The sequence below is a fragment of the Streptomyces sp. TRM68367 genome, from assembly GCF_014495685.1.
Taxonomy (GTDB): Bacteria; Actinomycetota; Actinomycetes; order Streptomycetales; family Streptomycetaceae; genus Streptomyces.
Map to the genome: position 1 here is coordinate 53,930 of NZ_JACTVI010000023.1, position 17,455 is coordinate 71,384.

Annotated in this window: 11 protein-coding genes and 3 pseudogenes; 10 read left to right on the forward strand and 4 right to left on the reverse strand. The window is 73.2% G+C overall.

The genetic code is table 11. The features are described from left to right. Positions 1-22: 22 nt before the first annotated feature. The 7 genes and pseudogenes from H8R17_RS48685 to H8R17_RS17545 form a co-directional block, all read left to right on the forward strand. A pseudogene (locus H8R17_RS48685) lies at positions 23-369 on the forward strand (response regulator transcription factor); the annotation flags it as partial. Between the two features lie 48 nt (positions 370-417). Beyond that, a pseudogene (locus tag H8R17_RS17520) lies at positions 418-771 on the forward strand (Uma2 family endonuclease); the annotation flags it as partial. Positions 772-840: 69 nt separating this feature from the next. Next, positions 841-2,667, forward strand: coding sequence for a gamma-glutamyltransferase (locus H8R17_RS17525; RefSeq protein WP_187824134.1), 1,827 nt, complete (start codon positions 841-843; stop codon positions 2,665-2,667). A 101-nt stretch (positions 2,668-2,768) separates the two neighbouring features. Next, positions 2,769-3,611, forward strand: a complete 843-nt coding sequence (locus H8R17_RS17530; RefSeq protein ID WP_187824135.1) for an inositol monophosphatase family protein — start codon at positions 2,769-2,771, stop codon at positions 3,609-3,611. A 135-nt stretch (positions 3,612-3,746) separates the two neighbouring features. After that, positions 3,747-5,159 (forward strand): NAD(P)/FAD-dependent oxidoreductase, encoded by a 1,413-nt coding sequence (locus tag H8R17_RS17535; protein WP_187824136.1) that lies wholly within the window; start codon positions 3,747-3,749, stop codon positions 5,157-5,159. 384 nt (positions 5,160-5,543) lie between these two features. Further along, positions 5,544-5,813: a cytochrome P450 gene (locus H8R17_RS17540; protein ID WP_187824137.1), complete on the forward strand. Its 270-nt coding sequence runs from the start codon at positions 5,544-5,546 to the stop codon at positions 5,811-5,813. A 40-nt stretch (positions 5,814-5,853) separates the two neighbouring features. Then, positions 5,854-6,363: an O-acetyl-ADP-ribose deacetylase gene (locus H8R17_RS17545; protein WP_187824170.1), complete on the forward strand. Its 510-nt coding sequence runs from the start codon at positions 5,854-5,856 to the stop codon at positions 6,361-6,363. A 58-nt stretch (positions 6,364-6,421) separates the two neighbouring features. On the opposite strand, the gene H8R17_RS17550 is transcribed toward H8R17_RS17545, so the two are convergent. From H8R17_RS17550 to H8R17_RS17565, 4 genes are all read right to left on the reverse strand, one after another. Beyond that, a complete protein-coding gene (locus H8R17_RS17550; protein WP_187824138.1) occupies positions 6,422-6,613 on the reverse strand; it encodes a hypothetical protein in 192 nt (63 codons plus the stop codon). Positions 6,614-6,745: 132 nt separating this feature from the next. After that, on the reverse strand, positions 6,746-7,978 hold the full coding sequence (locus H8R17_RS17555) for a PP2C family protein-serine/threonine phosphatase (protein ID WP_187824139.1): 1,233 nt from the start codon (positions 7,976-7,978) through the stop codon (positions 6,746-6,748). A gap of 102 nt (positions 7,979-8,080) precedes the next feature. Next, entirely contained in the window at positions 8,081-8,836 is a 756-nt protein-coding gene (locus H8R17_RS17560; protein WP_187824140.1) for an IclR family transcriptional regulator, read from the reverse strand. A gap of 72 nt (positions 8,837-8,908) precedes the next feature. After that, positions 8,909-10,975: a SpoIIE family protein phosphatase gene (locus H8R17_RS17565; protein WP_187824141.1), complete on the reverse strand. Its 2,067-nt coding sequence runs from the start codon at positions 10,973-10,975 to the stop codon at positions 8,909-8,911. 270 nt (positions 10,976-11,245) lie between these two features. Between H8R17_RS17565 and H8R17_RS17570 the strand changes: the two genes are divergently transcribed. The 3 genes and pseudogenes from H8R17_RS17570 to H8R17_RS17585 all read left to right on the forward strand — a co-directional run bounded on the left by H8R17_RS17570 (position 11,246) and on the right by H8R17_RS17585 (position 17,406). Continuing rightward, positions 11,246-12,193: a 1-phosphofructokinase family hexose kinase gene (locus tag H8R17_RS17570; protein ID WP_187824142.1), complete on the forward strand. Its 948-nt coding sequence runs from the start codon at positions 11,246-11,248 to the stop codon at positions 12,191-12,193. A 4-nt stretch (positions 12,194-12,197) separates the two neighbouring features. Continuing rightward, positions 12,198-14,230 (forward strand): annotated as a pseudogene (locus tag H8R17_RS17580) (fructose-specific PTS transporter subunit EIIC). Positions 14,231-14,544: 314 nt separating this feature from the next. Continuing rightward, positions 14,545-17,406, forward strand: coding sequence for a SpoIIE family protein phosphatase (locus H8R17_RS17585; protein WP_316959434.1), 2,862 nt, complete (start codon positions 14,545-14,547; stop codon positions 17,404-17,406). Positions 17,407-17,455 lie beyond the last annotated feature (49 nt).

Sequence of the window (17,455 nt, forward strand, 5' to 3'; positions counted from 1 at the left end):
GGGTCGCGGTCACCAGCCAGACGCCGACCTGCTCCAGGGCATCGAGGTGGTCGCGCGCGGCGAGGCCCTGCTGTCCCGTCCGTCACCCGCACCCTGATCGGCGAGTTCGTCTCCCGCCCCCCGGACCGCGCCACCGCCCCCGGCCTGGAACGCCTCACCCGCCGCGAACGCGAGGTCTGCGCCCTGGCCGCCCGCGGCCTCACCAACGAGGAGATCGCCGCCCACATGGTCATCAGCCCCTTCACGGCGAAGACCCACATCAGCAGGGCGATGACGAAGCTGGGGGCGCGGGACCGGGCGCAACTCGTGGTGTTCGCGTATGAGTCGGGGCTGGTGGCCGCGCGGGGCGGGGATCACCGGTTGGAGTGATCTGCGTGCTGGAGCTCCCTGCGGACGTGACGGATCGCGGTAGACAGGGGACGGTGGTACCTGGACCTGCCCGGATCGAGCAACTGGTACGTGCCGGATCTGGCCGTTGTGCCGAAAGAACTCGCCAAGGGCGGAGGCGCCCTGGCCCCTGACCAGACGCTGCTGATCGTCGAGGTCACCTCGGATTCCAACGGCGACACGGACCGCATCGTCAAGCGGAGGCGCTACGCGGAGTACGGCGCCCCGCTCTACCTGCTCATCGACCGCCAGGAGCGGTCCTGCACCCTCTACGCAGCCCCTGGCGAGCTCGGCTACACCAAGATCGAGAGCCCGCTTCCCTTCGGAACGCCCGTACCCCTGCCCGAACCGTTCGACCTGGAGCTCGACACCTCGGAGTTCTGACCACTCCCGGGCAGCTTCCGCCGTGCGTACGATCGCAAGATCGTTCGCCGCGCAGTGAGGAGTCCGCCCGTGTTCACCACCCGCCCTACCCTCCAGGGCACCTTCGGCATGGTGTCCTCCACGCACTGGCTGGCCTCGCAGTCGGCGATGGCGGTGCTGGAGGACGGCGGCAACGCCTACGACGCGGCCGTGGCGGGCGCGTTCGTGCTGCATGTCGTCGAGCCGCACCTGAACGGGCCGGCCGGTGAGGTGCCGATCCTGCTCGCCCCGGCGGGCGGCGAGGCGCGGGTGCTGTGCGGACAGGGCGTGGCCCCGGCCGGGGCCACCGTCGCCCACTACAGAGGGCTGGGGCTGGAGCTCGTCCCCGGCACCGGGCCGCTCGCCGCCGCCGTGCCCGGCGCGTTCGACGCCTGGATGCTCCTGCTGCGCGACCACGGCACGAAGTCCCTCGCCGACATCCTGCAGTACGCCATCGGATACGCCGAGCACGGGCACGCGCCCGTGGAGCGGGTCGGCGAGACCGTCGAGACCGTGCGCGAGCTGTTCGAGACGGAGTGGACCTCGTCGGCGGAGGTGTACCTGCCGGGCGGGAAGGCCCCCCGGCCCGGCGAGCTGCTGCGCAATCCCGCGCTCGCTGTCACCTGGAAGCGCCTGCTCGCCGAGGTCGCCGGGGCGGGGGACCGGGAGGCGCAGATCGAGGCCGCGCGGGAGGTGTGGCGCACCGGCTTCATCGCCGAGGCGCTCGTACGGCAGGCCGAGCGGCCCACCATGGACACCAGCGGCGAGCGCCACACCGGCACCCTGACCGCCGCCGACCTCGCCGGCTGGTCCGCGGCCTACGAGACGCCGGCGACGTACGACTGGAACGGCTGGACAGTGTGCAAGGCGGGTCCCTGGAGCCAGGGCCCGGTCCTGCTCCAGCAGCTCGCGCTGCTCCCGCCCGAGCTGCCCCGGTACGGCTCCGCCGACTACGTCCACCTGCTGATCGAGGGCTGCAAGCTCGCCCTGGCCGACCGGGAGGCCTGGTACGGGGACGCCGCCGAGGTGCCGCTCGGCGACCTGCTGTCGGACGGGTACAACGCCGCGCGGCGCGAGCTCGTGGGGGAGAATGCCTCCCACGAGCTGCGGCCGGGCAGCCCCGGCGGGCGCGCCCCGCGACTGTGCGCCCACGCGCGAATGGCGGCCACCGCCGGACCCGGCTGCGACGCGCTGGGCATCGGCGAGCCGACCGTCGCCAAGGGCCCCACGTCCCCCGTGCCGGGCGTACCGGACGTCACCGCCGACGGCGCCACCCGCGGCGACACCTGCCACCTCGACGTCGTCGACCGCTGGGGCAACATGATCGCGGCCACGCCCAGCGGCGGCTGGCTCCAGTCCAACCCCGTCGTGCCCGAACTGGGCTTCCCGCTCGGCACCCGGCTCCAGATGACCTGGCTTGAGGAGGGCCTGCCGAACTCGCTGACGCCCGGCCGCCGCCCCCGCACCACCCTCACGCCCTCCATCGCGCTGCGTGACGGCGTGCCGGTCATGGCGTTCGGCACGCCCGGCGGGGACCAGCAGGACCAGTGGCAGCTGCACTTCTTCCTGGCGGTCGCGCTGCGCGGCGAGGTGCGCGGCGGCCCTGACCTCCAGGGCGCGATCGACGCCCCGAACTGGCACAACGACAGCTTCCCCGGCTCCTTCTACCCGCGCGGCATGCGCCCCGGGAGCGTCACCGTGGAGGCCCGCATGGACGTGGAGGTCATCGAGCAGCTGCGCCGCCGCGGCCACGACGTGACGGTCGGCGACGCCTGGTCGGAGGGCCGGCTGTGCGCGGTCGCGCGGGACCCGCAGACGGGCATCCTGTCGGCGGCGGCGAACCCGCGCGGGATGCAGGGGTACGCGGTGGGGCGCTGAGTCCGCGGGGAGCCGGCTCGGGCCCGGCGTGTTCATGCCGATTCCACCCGGAGTGCACCGGCCGGGTGGGGATTGTCAGTGTCGCGTGCTCTCATGGACACATGATCGAAGACAACGAAACCATCGACGAGTTTCTCGCCCGGCATGCCTCCGACGTGGAGGAAGCGGTCCGTAAGGCGGCCGCCCAGGAGATCATGCCGCGCTGGCGGCAGCTCGCCGCGCACGAGGTCGACCAGAAGGCCGGGCCGCACGACCTGGTGACGGACGCCGACCGCAAGGCCGAGCTGTACCTCACCGAGGCGCTCGGCGCCCTCCTGCCCGGCTCCGTCGTCGTCGGCGAGGAGGCGGTGCACGCCAACCCGGCGTCGTACGAGGCGATACGGGGCGAGGCCCCGGTGTGGATCGTCGACCCCGTCGACGGGACCCGGCAGTTCGTGCGCGGCGAGGACGGGTTCTGCACCCTGGTCGCGCTCGCGCAGGGCGGCGTCCTGCACGCCTCCTGGACGTACGTACCGGCCCGCGACCAACTCGCCACGGCCGTGCGGGGCAAGGGCGCCTTCCACGACGGCGAGCGGCTGCACGCCGGCGCGCCCGGCCCCGGCCGGGACCTCCGGGTGGCCACGTCTCATCCGGACTACACCACGGACGAACAGAAGCGCGCCCTGCTCGGCCTGTGGACGGACGGCGTGGCACCGCGTGCCTGCGGCTCGGCGGGCCTGGAGTATCTCGCCGTCGCGCGTGGCGAGCTGGACGCGACGGGGTTCTCCTGGGAAGCGGCGTGGGACCACGCGGCGGGCCTGCTGCTGGTCGAGGAGGCGGGCGGCGCCCACCTGACCCGCACGGGCGAGCCGTTCCGCATCACGGGCGGCAACGCCCTGCCGTTCACCGCGGCCCGCGACGCGACCACGGCCCGTCGGGTGGCCGCGCTCCTGGCCCAGGCCTGACACACCACCCACGGCGACGCCCCGCACGCGGTCCCTCGCTCCCCGAGACCACCCGCCACCCGGACTCGTCGGTGCTCCGGCATATCCTGATCCCCAGTGGCCGTCGGCTGACGAAGGAGTCCGAAGGTGCCGTCGATGCTCGATGTGGTCGTGGTGGGTGCGGGGCCGAACGGGCTGACGGCCGCCGTGGAGCTGGCCCGCCGCGGCTTCTCCGTCGCCGTCTTCGAGGCGCGCGACGGCATCGGCGGCGGCGCCCGTACCGAAGAGCTCACCCTGCCCGGCTTCCGGCACGACCCGTGCTCCTCCGCGCACCCACTCGGCATCAACTCACCCGCCTTCCGCGCCCTGCCCCTGGAGCGCTACGGCCTCCAGTGGCTGCACGCCGAGCTGCCCATGGCCCACCCCTTCCCGGACGGCACCGCGGCCGTGCTGTCCCGGTCGGTCGCCGAGACCGCCGCCTCCTTCGGCCCGCGCGACGCGGGCGCGTACTGCAGACTCGTCGCGCCCTTCCTGCCCCGGTGGGACACCCTGGCCCGGGACTTCATGTCCCTGCCGATGACCGCACTGCCCCGCGACCCGGTCACCCTCGCCCGCTTCGGCCTCGTCGGCCTGCCCCCGTCGACCTGGCTGATGCGCCGCTTCCGCGACGAGAAGGCCAAAACGCTGTTCGCCGGGCTCGTCGCGCACGTCATGGCGCCGCTCGGCGGGTTCGCCACCGGCGCCATCGGCCTGGTCTTCGCGCTCGCCGCACACGCCCGCGGCTGGCCCGTCGCCCGCGGCGGCTCCCAGGCCGTCTCCGACGCCCTGGCCGCCTACCTCAAGGACCTCGGCGGCGCCGTCCACACCGACTACGAGGTCAAGCGGCTCGACGACCTGCCGCCCGCGCGCGCGTACGTCTTCGACACCTCACCGACCGCCCTGGCCCGGATCGCCGGCTTCGGCCGCACTTACGACGGCTACCGGTACGGCCCCGGAGCCTTCAAGATCGACTACGCGCTGGACGGCCCCGTCCCGTGGACCGCGACGGAGGCCCGCAGAGCGGGCACCGTCCAGATCGGCGCCGACAGCACGGAGATCGGCACCGCCCTGCGCGCGGCCTCCCGGGAGGGCCGCGCCCCCGACGCGCCGTTTCTCATCACCGTGCAGCCCAGCGTCGCCGACCTCAGCCGCGCCCCAGCCGGCAAGCACACCTTCTGGGCGTACGGCCACGTCCCCAACGGCTGGACCGGCGACCTCACCGACGCCATCGAGCGCCAGCTGGAGCGCTTCGCCCCCGGCTTCCGCGACCGCGTCCTCGCCCGCGCGACCGCCGGCCCGCCCGAACTCGCCGCCCGCAACGCCAACTACGTCGGCGGCGACATCGCCTCCGGCGCGGCCTCCGGGCTCCAACTCCTGCTGCGCCCCCGGCTGTCCCTGTTCCCGTACGGCACCCCGCACCCGGCCGTCTACATCTGCTCGTCGGCCACCCCGCCGGGACCCGGTGTGCACGGCATGTCGGGGCACAACGCCGCGAAGGCGGTGTGGAGGCGGCTGCGGCAGAAGCCGTGAGCCTGGCCAAATGGTCCATGCGCACCGGGAGTTCGGGCCTCGCGGTAAGGAAAACCAGTGTCTTCTTTGTCGCACCCTCGGCTCCTGGCCGGAGCGACTGCCTCCGGACCGGGCGGCGGATCGGTCGGCGTCGCGGTGCGCCGGGCCGCCGTGCCTGCCGCGCTGGTCGGCGTCCATACCGGCACGCTGATGGCGCTCAGCCGGCACGAGATTGCCGGTGCGCCGGTGTGGGTTCCGGCCACGACTGCGCGCCGACGCGTCCCTGTGGCCGGGGGCGGTGGAGGAACTCCTGCGGCACCTGACCGTCATCCACTCCGGGATACGCCGCGCCGCGACGCAGGACGTCGACCTGTCCGGGTCCGCATCCGCGCGGGCGACGGTGTCGTGGTCGCGCTCCAGGCCGCCGACCGTGACCCGGCGCTGTACACCGACCTCGACGCCCTCGACGTACGCCGGGACGCGAGCGGCCACCTCGACTTCGGCCACGGCCTGCACCGGTGCATCGGCCAGTCCCTCGCCCGCGCCGAATTCCGCCTGGGCCTGCTCGCCCTCTTCGACCGGCTCCCGGCCCTGCGCCTCATCGCCTCGGCCGAGAGCCTCGCCCTGTCCACGAGTACGGTGCACGGGGTGCGGACCCTGCCCGTCGCGTGGTGACGGCCTGCCCGCCCCTGCCGGGCTGGTATAGAGGGGAGGCATCACCACCATCACCCTCGTCCAGGGCGACATCACGTGCGAGAGCGTCGACGCCGTCGTCAACGCGGCGAACTCCTCCCTGCTCGGCGGGGGAGGCGTGGACGGTGCGATCCACCGGCGCGGCGGCCCCGCGATCCTCGAGGAGTGCCGCGCCCTGCGCGCATCCCGGTACGCCAGGGGACTGCCCACAGGCCAGGCGGTCGCCACCACCGCGGGCGACCTGGACGCCCGATGGGTGATCCACACCGTGGGCCCGCGCTTCACCCGCGAGGAGGACCGCTCGGAGCTGCTGGCGTCCTGCTATCGGGAGTCGCTGCAGGTCGCCGACGAACTGGGCGCCCGTACGGTGGCGTTTCCCGCCGTCTCCGCCGGGATCTACGGGTGGCCGATGGAGGATGCCGCCCGTATTGCGGTGGAGACCGTACGGGCGGCGGACACCGCCGTCGAGGAGGTCAGGTTCGTTCTCTTCGACAAGCGGGCGTACGAGGCGTTCGCCGCGCAGCTCCGTTGATCGTCACACGGGCAGCCTTCCCGGAGGTCGCCGTACGGGCCGTGGTCCGCCGTGGCTGTCACGCCTCGGCCAGCTTCGCGGCCCAGGCCTCCCAGCTGGGCTGCTCGCGGTCCCGGACCGCCGCGCCGGCGGGCCCGTAGAGGTAGCCGCGGGCGACGACCGCTCCGGTGCCGCCCCACTCCATGGTGGCGAGCTCGAAGATTCCGGTGGTGGGCTCCGTCGTACGGATGGCGACGGACTTGTCGTACACGGCCTCGACGGTGCCGCGCAGGTGCGGTGCCGACGAGGTGGTCTCGACGTCCTGGCCGGGCTGGACGCCGGTGAGCCCTGCTGTGAACGTCAGTCATGCTTCGCCGGCCGGGAACCGGTGGACCGGGCCGGCTCACGCGATCGATTCCCCTCGGGGAAGCCGGGGAGAATCGACGGCCTCGCCCCGGCCGCGCGGCGGCACCGGCCGCTGCCTGGTGACTGTCGTGTCATGGGCGGCCGGTATGCGGAGCAGGAGCAGGGCCGCGTCGTCGTGCAGCCGGCCGCCCACATGCGTGAGCAGTTCGTCGTGGAGCGCGGCGAGCGTGCGCCCCGGCTCGTCGGACGTGTGCCGCGCCAGCTCCTCGACGAGCGGGTAGAACTCACGATGGTGGTCGCGGGCCTCGGTGACCCCGTCGGTGTAGAGCAGCAACTGGTCTCCGTCGGTGAAGGGCAGTACCTGGAGACTGGGGGTCTCGTCCGTGAGCGTGCGCAGCCCGAGGGGCGGGGTGGGGCGGGTGGGTTCGACCGGCATGACGACGTGGTCGCGTACCAGCAGCGGGGGTGCGTGACCGCAGTTGACCACCTCCAGGCGCCCCGGCCGGGGGTAGCCGGCGACCACGGCGGTGACGAAGTCGTCGGTGCCCAGGTTGCGCGTCAGGCTCCGCTCGATCCTGCCGACGACGGAGAGGAGGTCCGGCTCGTCGTAGGCGGCCTCGCGGAAGACACCGAGCACGAGCGCGGCGGTCCCCACGGCCGGCAGTCCCTTGCCGCGCACGTCGCCGACGATCAGCCGGACACCGTAGGGCGTGGGCACGAGCGCGTAGAGGTCGCCGCCGATGCGGGCCTCCGCGGCCGCGGCGCTGTAGCGGACGGCCACCTGGAACGGGCCGACGGTCGCCGGCACGGGCTGGAGCAGCGCATGCTGGGCGGCCTCGGCGACCGAGCGGACGGCGGCGAGCACCCGCTCGCGCCGCTCGCGCAACGCGCTGGCCAGGCCGCTCGCCAGAGTGACGGCCGTCAGGGCGGCCAGGACGATCGCCAGGTCGTGGTCCGAAGCGCCGTCGTGGACGCCGAGTGCCGCGCCCAGCGCGGTGGCGAGCAGCCCCACACAGAGGACTCCGCGCGGCCCGTTGGTCGCGGCGGCGAGCGCGGGCCCGGCGGCGAGCAGCGGCACGCAGGCCATCCCCGCTCCGCCGATGAGGTCGACGAGCACGATGGCGGAGACGATCAGCAGGGGTAGTACGGGCGTACCGATTGCCAGCTGTGCGGCGGTGCTCTTCAGGGCCGACACCGCTCGACCGTGTGCTCGCTTCCGGGAGGGCCGCGTCGGCCGGTGATCGTCACCATGGTCTCGGGCCAGACTCATGTCTTGTTCGCTGTCCTCACCTGTACGTGGCGTGCGCGCTCCTGAAATATCCGTTTCGTTGAGGAAACAGGTTCGGTACAGACTAGAACAAGTAGATGTTTTTCAGATAGTGAGCGACAGGCCTCTGGTCACGCGGCTCGCGGTCGGGATCAGGCGTTCTCTGATCTCCTTCAGGCGGGAGATACGGTCGGCCCGCAGGGACACACCGAGCGAGCCGAGCGTGTTCCCGCTGTAGACCGGCACCGCGACGCAGACCGTGCCGAGGGAGTACTCCTCCAGGTCCGTGACGGCCGGGGCCATGGGCGAGGAGTCGAGCCGGCGGAGCAGTTCCGGGGGATGGGTGATCGTCCTGGGGGTGAGGCCGGCGAGCGGGTGCCGGGACAGGTAGTCCTTGCGGGAGTCGTCGTCCAGCTCGCGCAGCACGGACTTGCCCAGCGCGGTGGCGTGCCCGGCGTCCTCGAACCCCACCCAGAGATCGACCCGGGGAGCACGGGGGCCGTCGACGATCTCCGCGACCCGGATCTCCCCCTCCTCGTAGAAGGTGAGGTAGGCGGCGGCCGAGAACTCGTCCCGCAGCGCGGCGAGCGTCGGACGGACACGGCTGAGCAGCGCCTGCCCACGACTCGTGGTGTGCAGCGTCTCCAGTCTGTCGCCGAGGATGAACCCGCCGTCGTCCAGCTTGCGTACGTATCCGTCGTGGACCAGCGTCCGCAGCAGGTGGTAGGCCGTGGCCAGGGGCAGGCCCGTCTCGCGTGCCAGCCGCTTCGCCGGCGCACCGTTCGGATGCGCGCTCACCGCCTCCAGCAGGCGGAACGCCCGCTGGACAGAGCTGATGAGCGTGGGGCCGCCGTCACTCATACGACCAGCGTGCGCCGGGCGCACGGCACAGGCAAGACGGATGCGCCCCGTGCGGCAGACGCCCTGTGCGCCCTACAGGGCCCGGGCGACGAGGAGGGCGACATCGTCGTGGTCGTCGGGGTGGCGCAGGCCGTACAGCAGGAGGTCGCAGGTCTCTTCCAGGGGCCGGTCGGGGGCGTCGAGGAAGCTGAGGAGGACGTTCAGGCGGTCGTCGATGGGGTGGTGCCGGGTCTCGACGAGGCCGTCGGTGTAGAGGACGAGCAGGTCGCCGGGGTCGAGGCGGGCCGTGGTGGTCTCGAAGGGAATGCCGCCGACGCCGAGCGGGGCTCCGGGCGGCAGGTCGAGCAGTGCGGGGGTGCGGCCCGGTCGGGCCAGGGCGGGCGGCATGTGTCCGGCGTTGGCGATGTGGCACCGCCGCGTGCGGGGGTCGTACACGGCGTAGAGGCAGGTGACGATGTAGTGCTCCAGATCGCAGGTGATCTTGTCCAGGTGCTTGAGCACGGCGCCGGGATCGAGGTCGAGGTCCGCGTAGGCACAGGTGGCGGTGCGCAGCCGGCCCATGGTGGCCGCGGCGTCGATGCCGTTGCCCATCACGTCGCCGACGACCAGAGCGGTCCTGTCGCGGGCCAGGGGGATGACGTCGTACCAGTCGCCGCCGACCTCGCTGGTGGCCTGGGCGGGCTGGTAGCGGGAGGCCAGGTCGAGACCGGGGTGACGGGGCGGGTGGTCGGGCAGCAGGCTGCGCTGGAGGGTGAGGGCGGTGTTGCGCACGCTCTGGAACCAGCGGGCGTTGTCGATGGCCACGGCGGCACGGCCGGCCAGCTCACTGGCCAGGACGACATCGTCGTCGTCGAAGGGGAGCGGGTTGCGGGTGCGCTTGAGGTCGAGGGCGCCGAGTACCTCGCCGTGGGCGATCAGCGGCACGGCGAGATACGAATGGACGCCGGCGCGGGCCAGGAGTGTGGTGGCCTCGGCGTCGCGGGCGATCCTCGGCAGGTCCTGGTCGCCGACGTGGCGTACCAGGATCGGCCGGCCGGTGTGCACGCACAGGGTGACGAAGCGGTCACCGTCGTAGGCGGTGAGGTCACCGGGCGGGTCGGCGGCGCGCAGCGCCACGGTGGGGTGGGCCGCCTTGAGGGCGAGGGCGCGGAAGAGCTCCGGGCCGTTGTCCGGTCTGCGGGCGCGACGGCAGGCCAGGGCGGAGTCGAGGATGTCCACGGCGACCACGTCGGCGAGTTCGGGGGCGGCGATCTCGGCCAGTTCGTGGGCGGTCTGCTCCACCTCCAGCGTGGTGCCGACGCGGGTCGAGGCGTCGGCGATGAGGGCCAGGCGCCGCCGGGCACGGTCGGCCTCGGCGGCCACCCGGTGCCGCTCGGTGACGTCGACGACCGAGGTGGCCGCGCCAAGGACCCGCCCGCCGGGGTCCTCGAGCCGGTAGAAGGAGAGGGACCAGGCGTGCTCGTGGCCGGGGTCGGCCGGGGGCCGGCCCACGTGGTACTGGTCGAGCAGCGGGGTACCGGTGGTGAGGACCTGACGCAGCGCGGACTCGACGGTGTCGACGTCGGGAAATGGCAGGGTCTCGCGCAGCCCCCGGCCGATGTGGTCCTCGGCTGCAATGCCGTCGATACGCTCCAGCGCCGGATTGACCAGGAGATACCGCAGATCGGGGTCGAGGAGGGCCAGACCGATCGGCGACTGGTTGATCAGCCGCTCGCACAGCGCAAGATCGGTCTCGACGCGCTGGAGCAGATTGTGGTCGGCCGCGATGCCGAGCGCGTAGACATCCCCGAGATCGTCCAGCAGCCGCATGTTCCGGAACTCCATCAGGCGGCTGCTGCCGTCCTTGTGCCGGATGGGGAAGGCACCGGCCCAGCTCCGGCCGGTCTCCATCACTTCCGCGAACAGACGTGTGACGGCCTGCAACTGCTCGGGATCGAAGAACAGCCGCGCCGCATACCTGCCGAGCGCCTCCTGAGAGGTGTAGCCGAAGAGCTCCTCCGCCTGAGGCGTCCAGAACACGATCCGCCCGCCCGAGTCGACGACCACCGCCGCCACGCTCAGCACATCCAGCAGACCGATCGGCCGGGACGGCTCGGGATCGTACTCGTCACCGCTGGACGGGAAGGAATCCGCTGCCATCCCAGACCTCCTCCACCGGTGGAACGTGCCCTCTGCCGGCACCACCGCGCCCACAGCCGACGACCACCGGCCCTTCCATGCTCCCTCCGGCCGTCCGTCTTGCCCAGTCCCAGCACGTCCATGTCCGGGACGCCCTGCTCCCACGGCATAACCGGCTCACACGCTCCAGCTGCGGTCTCGCGGGCCAGAGGTAGTGTTGTTGTGCCGGTCACATGAAGTGCGGAGAGCAGACCGGCGCCCCGCTGCCGTCGGTTCCCGTCTGGTGCGCGCGTGATCGTCACCCTCACACCCAATCCGAGCCTGGACTGCACCCTGGAGGTTCCGGACCTGCGGCCCGGCTCGGTCATCCGTGCCACCCGCAGCCGGCTCGACCCGGGCGGCAAGGGCGTCAACGTCTCCCGGGCGCTGGCCGCGGGCGGTCACCGGACGGTGGCCGTCCTGCCCTGCGGTGGCCCCGAGGGCGAACAGCTCGCCGAGTTGCTCGCCGCCGAGGGCGTCGAGGTGGTCACCGTCCCGATCGCCGACAGCGTCCGGGTCAACTTCAGCGTCGTGGAGCCCGACGGCACCGTCACCAAGCTCAACGCGGCCGGCCCGCGGCTCTCCGCGACCGAGATCGACGCGCTCGCCGCAGCCGTCTGTGCCACCGCCCAGGGCGTCCGGTGGGTGGCCCTCGCCGGCAACCTGCCACCCGGCGCCCCCGTCGACCTGTACGCCTACCTGGTGGCGCGCCTGCGCGGCAGCGGGGCGTCGCGTATCGCCGTCGACTCCAGCGGCGCCCCGTTCGCCGCTGCCCTGTCCGCCGGTCCGGATCTGGTCAAGCCCAACCGGGCCGAACTCGCCGAGGCCGCCGGGATGCCGGTGACCACGCTCGGCGAGGCCCTGACCGCGGCGAACGTACTGCGTGCGCGCGGCGCCCGGACGGTGCTGGCCAGTCTCGGTCCCGACGGCGCCCTGCTGGTCGGCGAGTCCGCCGCGCTGCACGGGGAACAGCCCGTCGCCGCACCACGCAGCTCCGTCGGCGCCGGGGACGCTCTCCTCGCGGGATACATGACGGCCCTCACCGAGGGGCCCGCCGCCCTTGCCGAGGCCCTGGCCTGGGGTGCCGCCGCGGTGTCGCAGCCCGGCAGCCGCATGCCCGGACAGTGGGACCTCGACCGGTCGGCCGTCGTCGTACGACACCGGATCGATCCCGAACGCCTGGTCTCCGAACGGAACTGACACGATGCCCGACCTCATCACCGCGGATCTCGTGGATCTGGACCTGCGGGCCGCGGACCGTCACGAGGCGGTCCGCTCCCTCGCCGCCCGGCTCGCCGCCGGCGGCCGCGTCACGGACCTCGACGGGTTTCTCGCCGACGCGCGGGACCGTGAGGAGCAGCTGTCCACCGGCATCGAAGGGGGCATCGGCATCCCGCACGCCCGCTCCGTCCACGTCACGCGGCCCACGCTCGCCTTCGGCCGCAGTGCGGACGGCATCGACTTCGGCGCCGCGGACGGCCCGGCGGACCTGGTCTTCCTGATCGCCGCGCCGGCCGGCGGCGACGCCGCGCACCTGGACATCCTGGCGTCGCTCGCCCGCCGCCTGGTGCACCTCTCCTTCCGGCAGGCCCTGCGCCATGCCCCGGACGCGCAGACGGTCGTCGATCTCGTCAACGAGGAGGTGGGCGGAGGATGAGGATCGTCGCCGTCACCGCGTGCCCGACTGGCATCGCCCACACCTACATGGCCGCCGAGGCCCTGGAGCAGGCCGCCGCCGACGCCGGGCACCACATCGTGGTGGAGACGCAGGGCGCCGCCGGCGCGGTCAGGCTGACGGCCGCGCAGGTGGCGGAGGCCGACGCGGTGATCTTCGCGGCCGACACGGAGATCCAGGACCGGGAGCGGTTCGCGGGCAAACCCGTGGTGGTGGCCCCCGTGCAGCGGGCCATCAACCATCCGGGCGAGCTGATCTCGCGGGCCGAGGAGGCAGCGGAGGCGGCCGCGACCGCCACGGCGCAGGGCGCTGGTCCGGGCGATGCCGCCGAGCACGTCAGCGCGGGCGCCGGAGCCGCCGGGGCGGCACAGGCGCGGGGATCCGCGGGCGACGGGACGGCACAGGCGCGGGGAGCCGAGACCGGCCGGCCCGCGGACGAGGGCGCCAGGGTTCACCCGGCCACCCGGGTGCGCCAGTGGCTGATGACCGGAGTCAGCTACATGATCCCGTTCGTCGCCGCCGGCGGCATCCTGATCGCGCTCGCCTTCCTGACCGGCGGCGCCGAGGTCGCCGTGAAGGTCGACGGCGGTACCTGGCAGGGGCGGACCTACCCCGAAGTCACGGACCTGTCCCGGCTGGTCGAACAGGCCGGTTACGCGGGCGTGCTGTTCAAGATCGGCACCACGGCGTTCGACATGCTGGTGCCGATCCTCGCGGGCTTCATCGCGTACGCCATCGCCGACCGGCCGGGCCTGGTACCCGGCGTGGTCTCCGGCCTGCTGGCCGTCGCGACCGGCGCGGGCTTCCTCGGCGGACTGGTCGGCGGTCTGCTCGCCGGTGCGGTGGTGGCGGCTCTGCGCAGGATCCGGCTGCCGCGTGCGGTCGCGGGGGTCATGACCGTGGTCGCTATTCCGCTCGTGTCCACGCTGGTGATGGGCCTTCTGATGATCATCGTCATCGGGGAGCCGATCGCCGCCGCGCAGCGTGGCCTCACCGACTGGCTGGACGGCCTGTCCGGGGCCAACGCGGTTCTGCTGGGCGCTCTGCTCGGCCTGATGATGGCCTTCGACATGGGCGGCCCGGTCAACAAGGTGGCGTACACCTTCGGCGTCGCCGGCCTGGCCAGCGGTGACCTGCAGGTTATGGCCGCCGTCATGGCCGCGGGCATGGTGCCTCCGCTCGCCCTCGCCCTGGCCACGGTGGTGCGGCGGACGCTCTTCACCGACAGCGAGCGCAAGGCCGGGGAGGCCGCCTGGCTGCTGGGTGCCTCGTTCATCACGGAGGGTGCCATCCCGTTCGCGGCGGCCGACCCGCTGCGGGTCATCCCGTCGATCATGGCCGGGAGCGCGGTCACCGGCGCGCTGTCCATGGCCGTGGAGGCCACCTCGCGCGCCCCGCACGGCGGCCTGTGGGTCATCGGCCTGATCGGCAGCCCCGCCCTGTATCTGGCGGCCATCGCGGCGGGCGTACTGGTGGGCGCCGCCTGCGTACTCGTCACCAAGCACCGCGGACGCCCCGTGCCCGAAGGGGCACCGGCGCTGCCCGGGCCGACGGGCCGGTGAGCCTGTTGGGCCTGTTCGTGGGCACGGGCCGGTGAGCCTGCCGGCCGTGGGCCTGTTCGTGAACGCGGGCCGGTGAATCTGCCGGGCCGTGGGTCTGCTTGCGGACCTCGTGGTTCCGGCTGCTCGTGGGCCTCGTGGTGCCCGGCTGCTCGGATCCCTCGAGAACGCACGGAGTATCGTGAGAAAGCGGATGTGCCCCGCATACCGGAGCCCCCGGCCCCGATGCCGGGCAGACCGGAGCCCCGGAGGCGGGCACGCTCCGGCCCCGACCGAGCCGAGCCGTTCGGGGTTCTTCCTCCGGGAGAGGAGGTCTCGTGACGGACTTCTGGGGCACCGGCGATGCCCTGGCCCGCGACCGGGAGCGGTTCCTGCGGGGCGAGCCGGCCGTGACCAGTCTGCGGACGCCAATCCTGAACTCCTGGCGGCGCTGCGCCTCGATGGGCGTGTCACCGGAGCGGATCGAACCTCCCTATCACGCGGACCTGGACATGGAGGCCCGGCTGGTCCGGGTGGCGGCGCCGGTGCTGGAGCGGCTGGAGTCCGAGCTGGCGGGCGCCCGCGTGGGTGTGGTCCTCGCCGACCGGCACGGTGTGATCCTGCGCTGCCGGTCCGGTGAGAAGGCGCTGTACAAGCACTTCGAGGCGGTCCGGCTCGCACCGGGCTTCACCTACACCGAGGAGTACGTCGGCACCCACGGCATCGCCACGGCCCTGGAGGAGCGGCGGGACTTCCACGTCTTCGGCGCCGAACACTTCGTCGCCGCCCTGCAGCCCTTCGTGTCGGTCGGTGCCGCCGTCCGCGACCCGCTCGGCGGAAGCCTGGAGGGCGTCGTAGGTCTCACTTCCTGGTGCGCCGACGCGGATCCGGGCATGACGGACCGGGTCCGCAGCGTGGCCGAGGCCATCGCGCTGCGGCTGCTGGAGGAACGTACGGAGCGGGAGCACGCCCTGCTCCAGGAGGCTCTGCAGGTCGAGCGCCGCGTGCAGGCGGCGATGGCGGACATGGCCCGCAGCCTGCCCGGCCCGCCCGACGCCTCCCTGTCCTCCCTCACCGACAGCGACCGCACTGCCCTGCGGGAGAAGGCCACCGAGCTGATCTCCGCACCGGGCCGCACCGCGGTGCAGGTCCCGCTGTCCGGGGGCCGCGTGGCCGCGCTCGTGTGCCGTCCCGTGGCGGGTACCTCGGGCGAGGAGGGCGTGGCGGTCAAGCTGAGCTTCGTCGGCGACGCACCAGGACATCCCAGGGTGACGACGGTGCCGGACGACAGCGGCGGCACACCGGCAGCGGTGCTCGGGGATCCCTCTGCGGAGCGGTCAGGGGCGGCGGCCCCGCCGTACGAGCCACCAGGCACAGCCGTACCGGACACACCGATGGACAAGGCACCGGGCCAGGCGGGTCCCGCCGAGGGCGCGGTGACGGGTACCCCCGTCGAGTGGCTGCTCGCCGTCGGCCACCCGGAGCTGGGGCGGCTCGCGATGGCCGCACGGGAGCGCCTGGAGCTGCTGTACGACGCGAGCATCCGCATCGGCACCACGCTCGACGTGACGCGCACCGCGGAGGAGCTGGCCGAGGTGGTCGTCCCGCGGTTCGCCGACATCGTCACGGTCGATCTGCTGGAGCCCGTGCTGCGCGGCGACGAAGCGCTCGTACGGAACGCGCCCCTGCAGCGGGCGGCGCTCGGCGCCCGCCACGCCGAACCGCCGTTCGTCCCGGTCGGCAAGCGGGTCAGCTTCGCCTCGTCCGCGCCGCAGGCCCGCTGCTTCGCCGAGGGACACGCGGTCCTCGAACCGGATGTGAGCGCCGTACCCGAGTGGCAGGCCCAGGATCCCGGCCGCATCCGGGAGATCGTGGAGTACGGCATCCACTCCCTCATCGCCGTCCCGCTGCGCACCCGCGGGGCGTCGCTGGGGCTCGCCACCTTCTACCGCTGCGGGGAGTCCCGGCCCTTCGAGGAGGACGACCTGCACCTGGCGGAGGAACTCATCGTCCGCGTCGCCGTCTGCGTCGACAACGCCCGCCGCTTCACCCGCGAGCAGACCGTCGCCCTCACCCTGCAGCGCAGCCTGCTGCCGGGCGTGCTCCCGGAACAGACCGCGGTGGACGCCGCCCACCGCTACCTGCCCACCCAGATCGCCACGGGCGGGGTGGGCGGAGACTGGTTCGACATCATTCCGCTGTCCGGGGCGCGCGTCGCCCTGGTCGTCGGCGACGTCGTCGGACACGGCCTGCACGCCGCCGTCACGATGGGACGGCTGCGTACCGCGGTGCACAACTTCGCCGCCCTGGACCTGGCCCCCGACGAGCTCCTCGGACGTCTCGACGACCTGGTCATCGCCCTGGGCCTGGAGGAGACGCACCGCTCGGGCGGCGACGACGTCATCGGCGCGACCTGCCTGTACGCCGTGTACGACCCGGTCTCCCAGCGCTGCACGATGGCCCGCGCCGGCCACCCCCCGCCCGGGGTGGTCGACCCCGACGGCGCCGTCCACTTCCCGGACCTGCCGGCCGGCCCTCCCCTCGGCCTCGGCGGCCTTCCCTTCGAGAGCGTCGAGCTGCAGCTGCCGGAGGGCAGCCAGCTGGTCCTCTACACTGACGGACTCATCGAGGACCGCGACTGGGACATCGACGTGGCCCTCGAACGGCTGCGGACCGCCCTGGCACAGGCCGGCCGGGCTCCCGAACAGACCTGTGAGGCGGTGCTGCGCGTCCTGCCCGGCCCCCAGTCCTGTGACGACGTGACCCTGCTCGTCGCCCGCACCCGCGCCCTCGGCACCGAACACACCGCGTCCTGGGACGTGCCCACCGACCCGGCGGCGATTTCCGGCGTCCGTGAGGCCGCCGTCCGGCAGCTGACCGAATGGGGTCTGGAGGACTGCGCGTTCACCACGGAACTTCTGCTCAGCGAACTGGCCACGAACGCCATCCGGCACGCCGCCGGGCCCGTTCAGGTACGGCTGCTCCGCGACCGGGTGCTCATCTGCGAGGTCTCCGACGGCAGCAGCACCTCCCCCCACCTTCGCCAGGCCACGGCGACCGACGAGGGCGGGCGCGGCCTGTTCCTCGTCGCCCAGCTCGCCCAGCGCTGGGGAACCCGCTACACCCCGCGGGGCAAGGTCATCTGGGCCGAGCAGTCCCTTTCTCCGACACCGGTACCTCTGGAACCCGCGTCCTGGTGATCCACCGGGCCGCGTCCGGGGAGCTGCCACATCAAGAGGTGAAGCACAT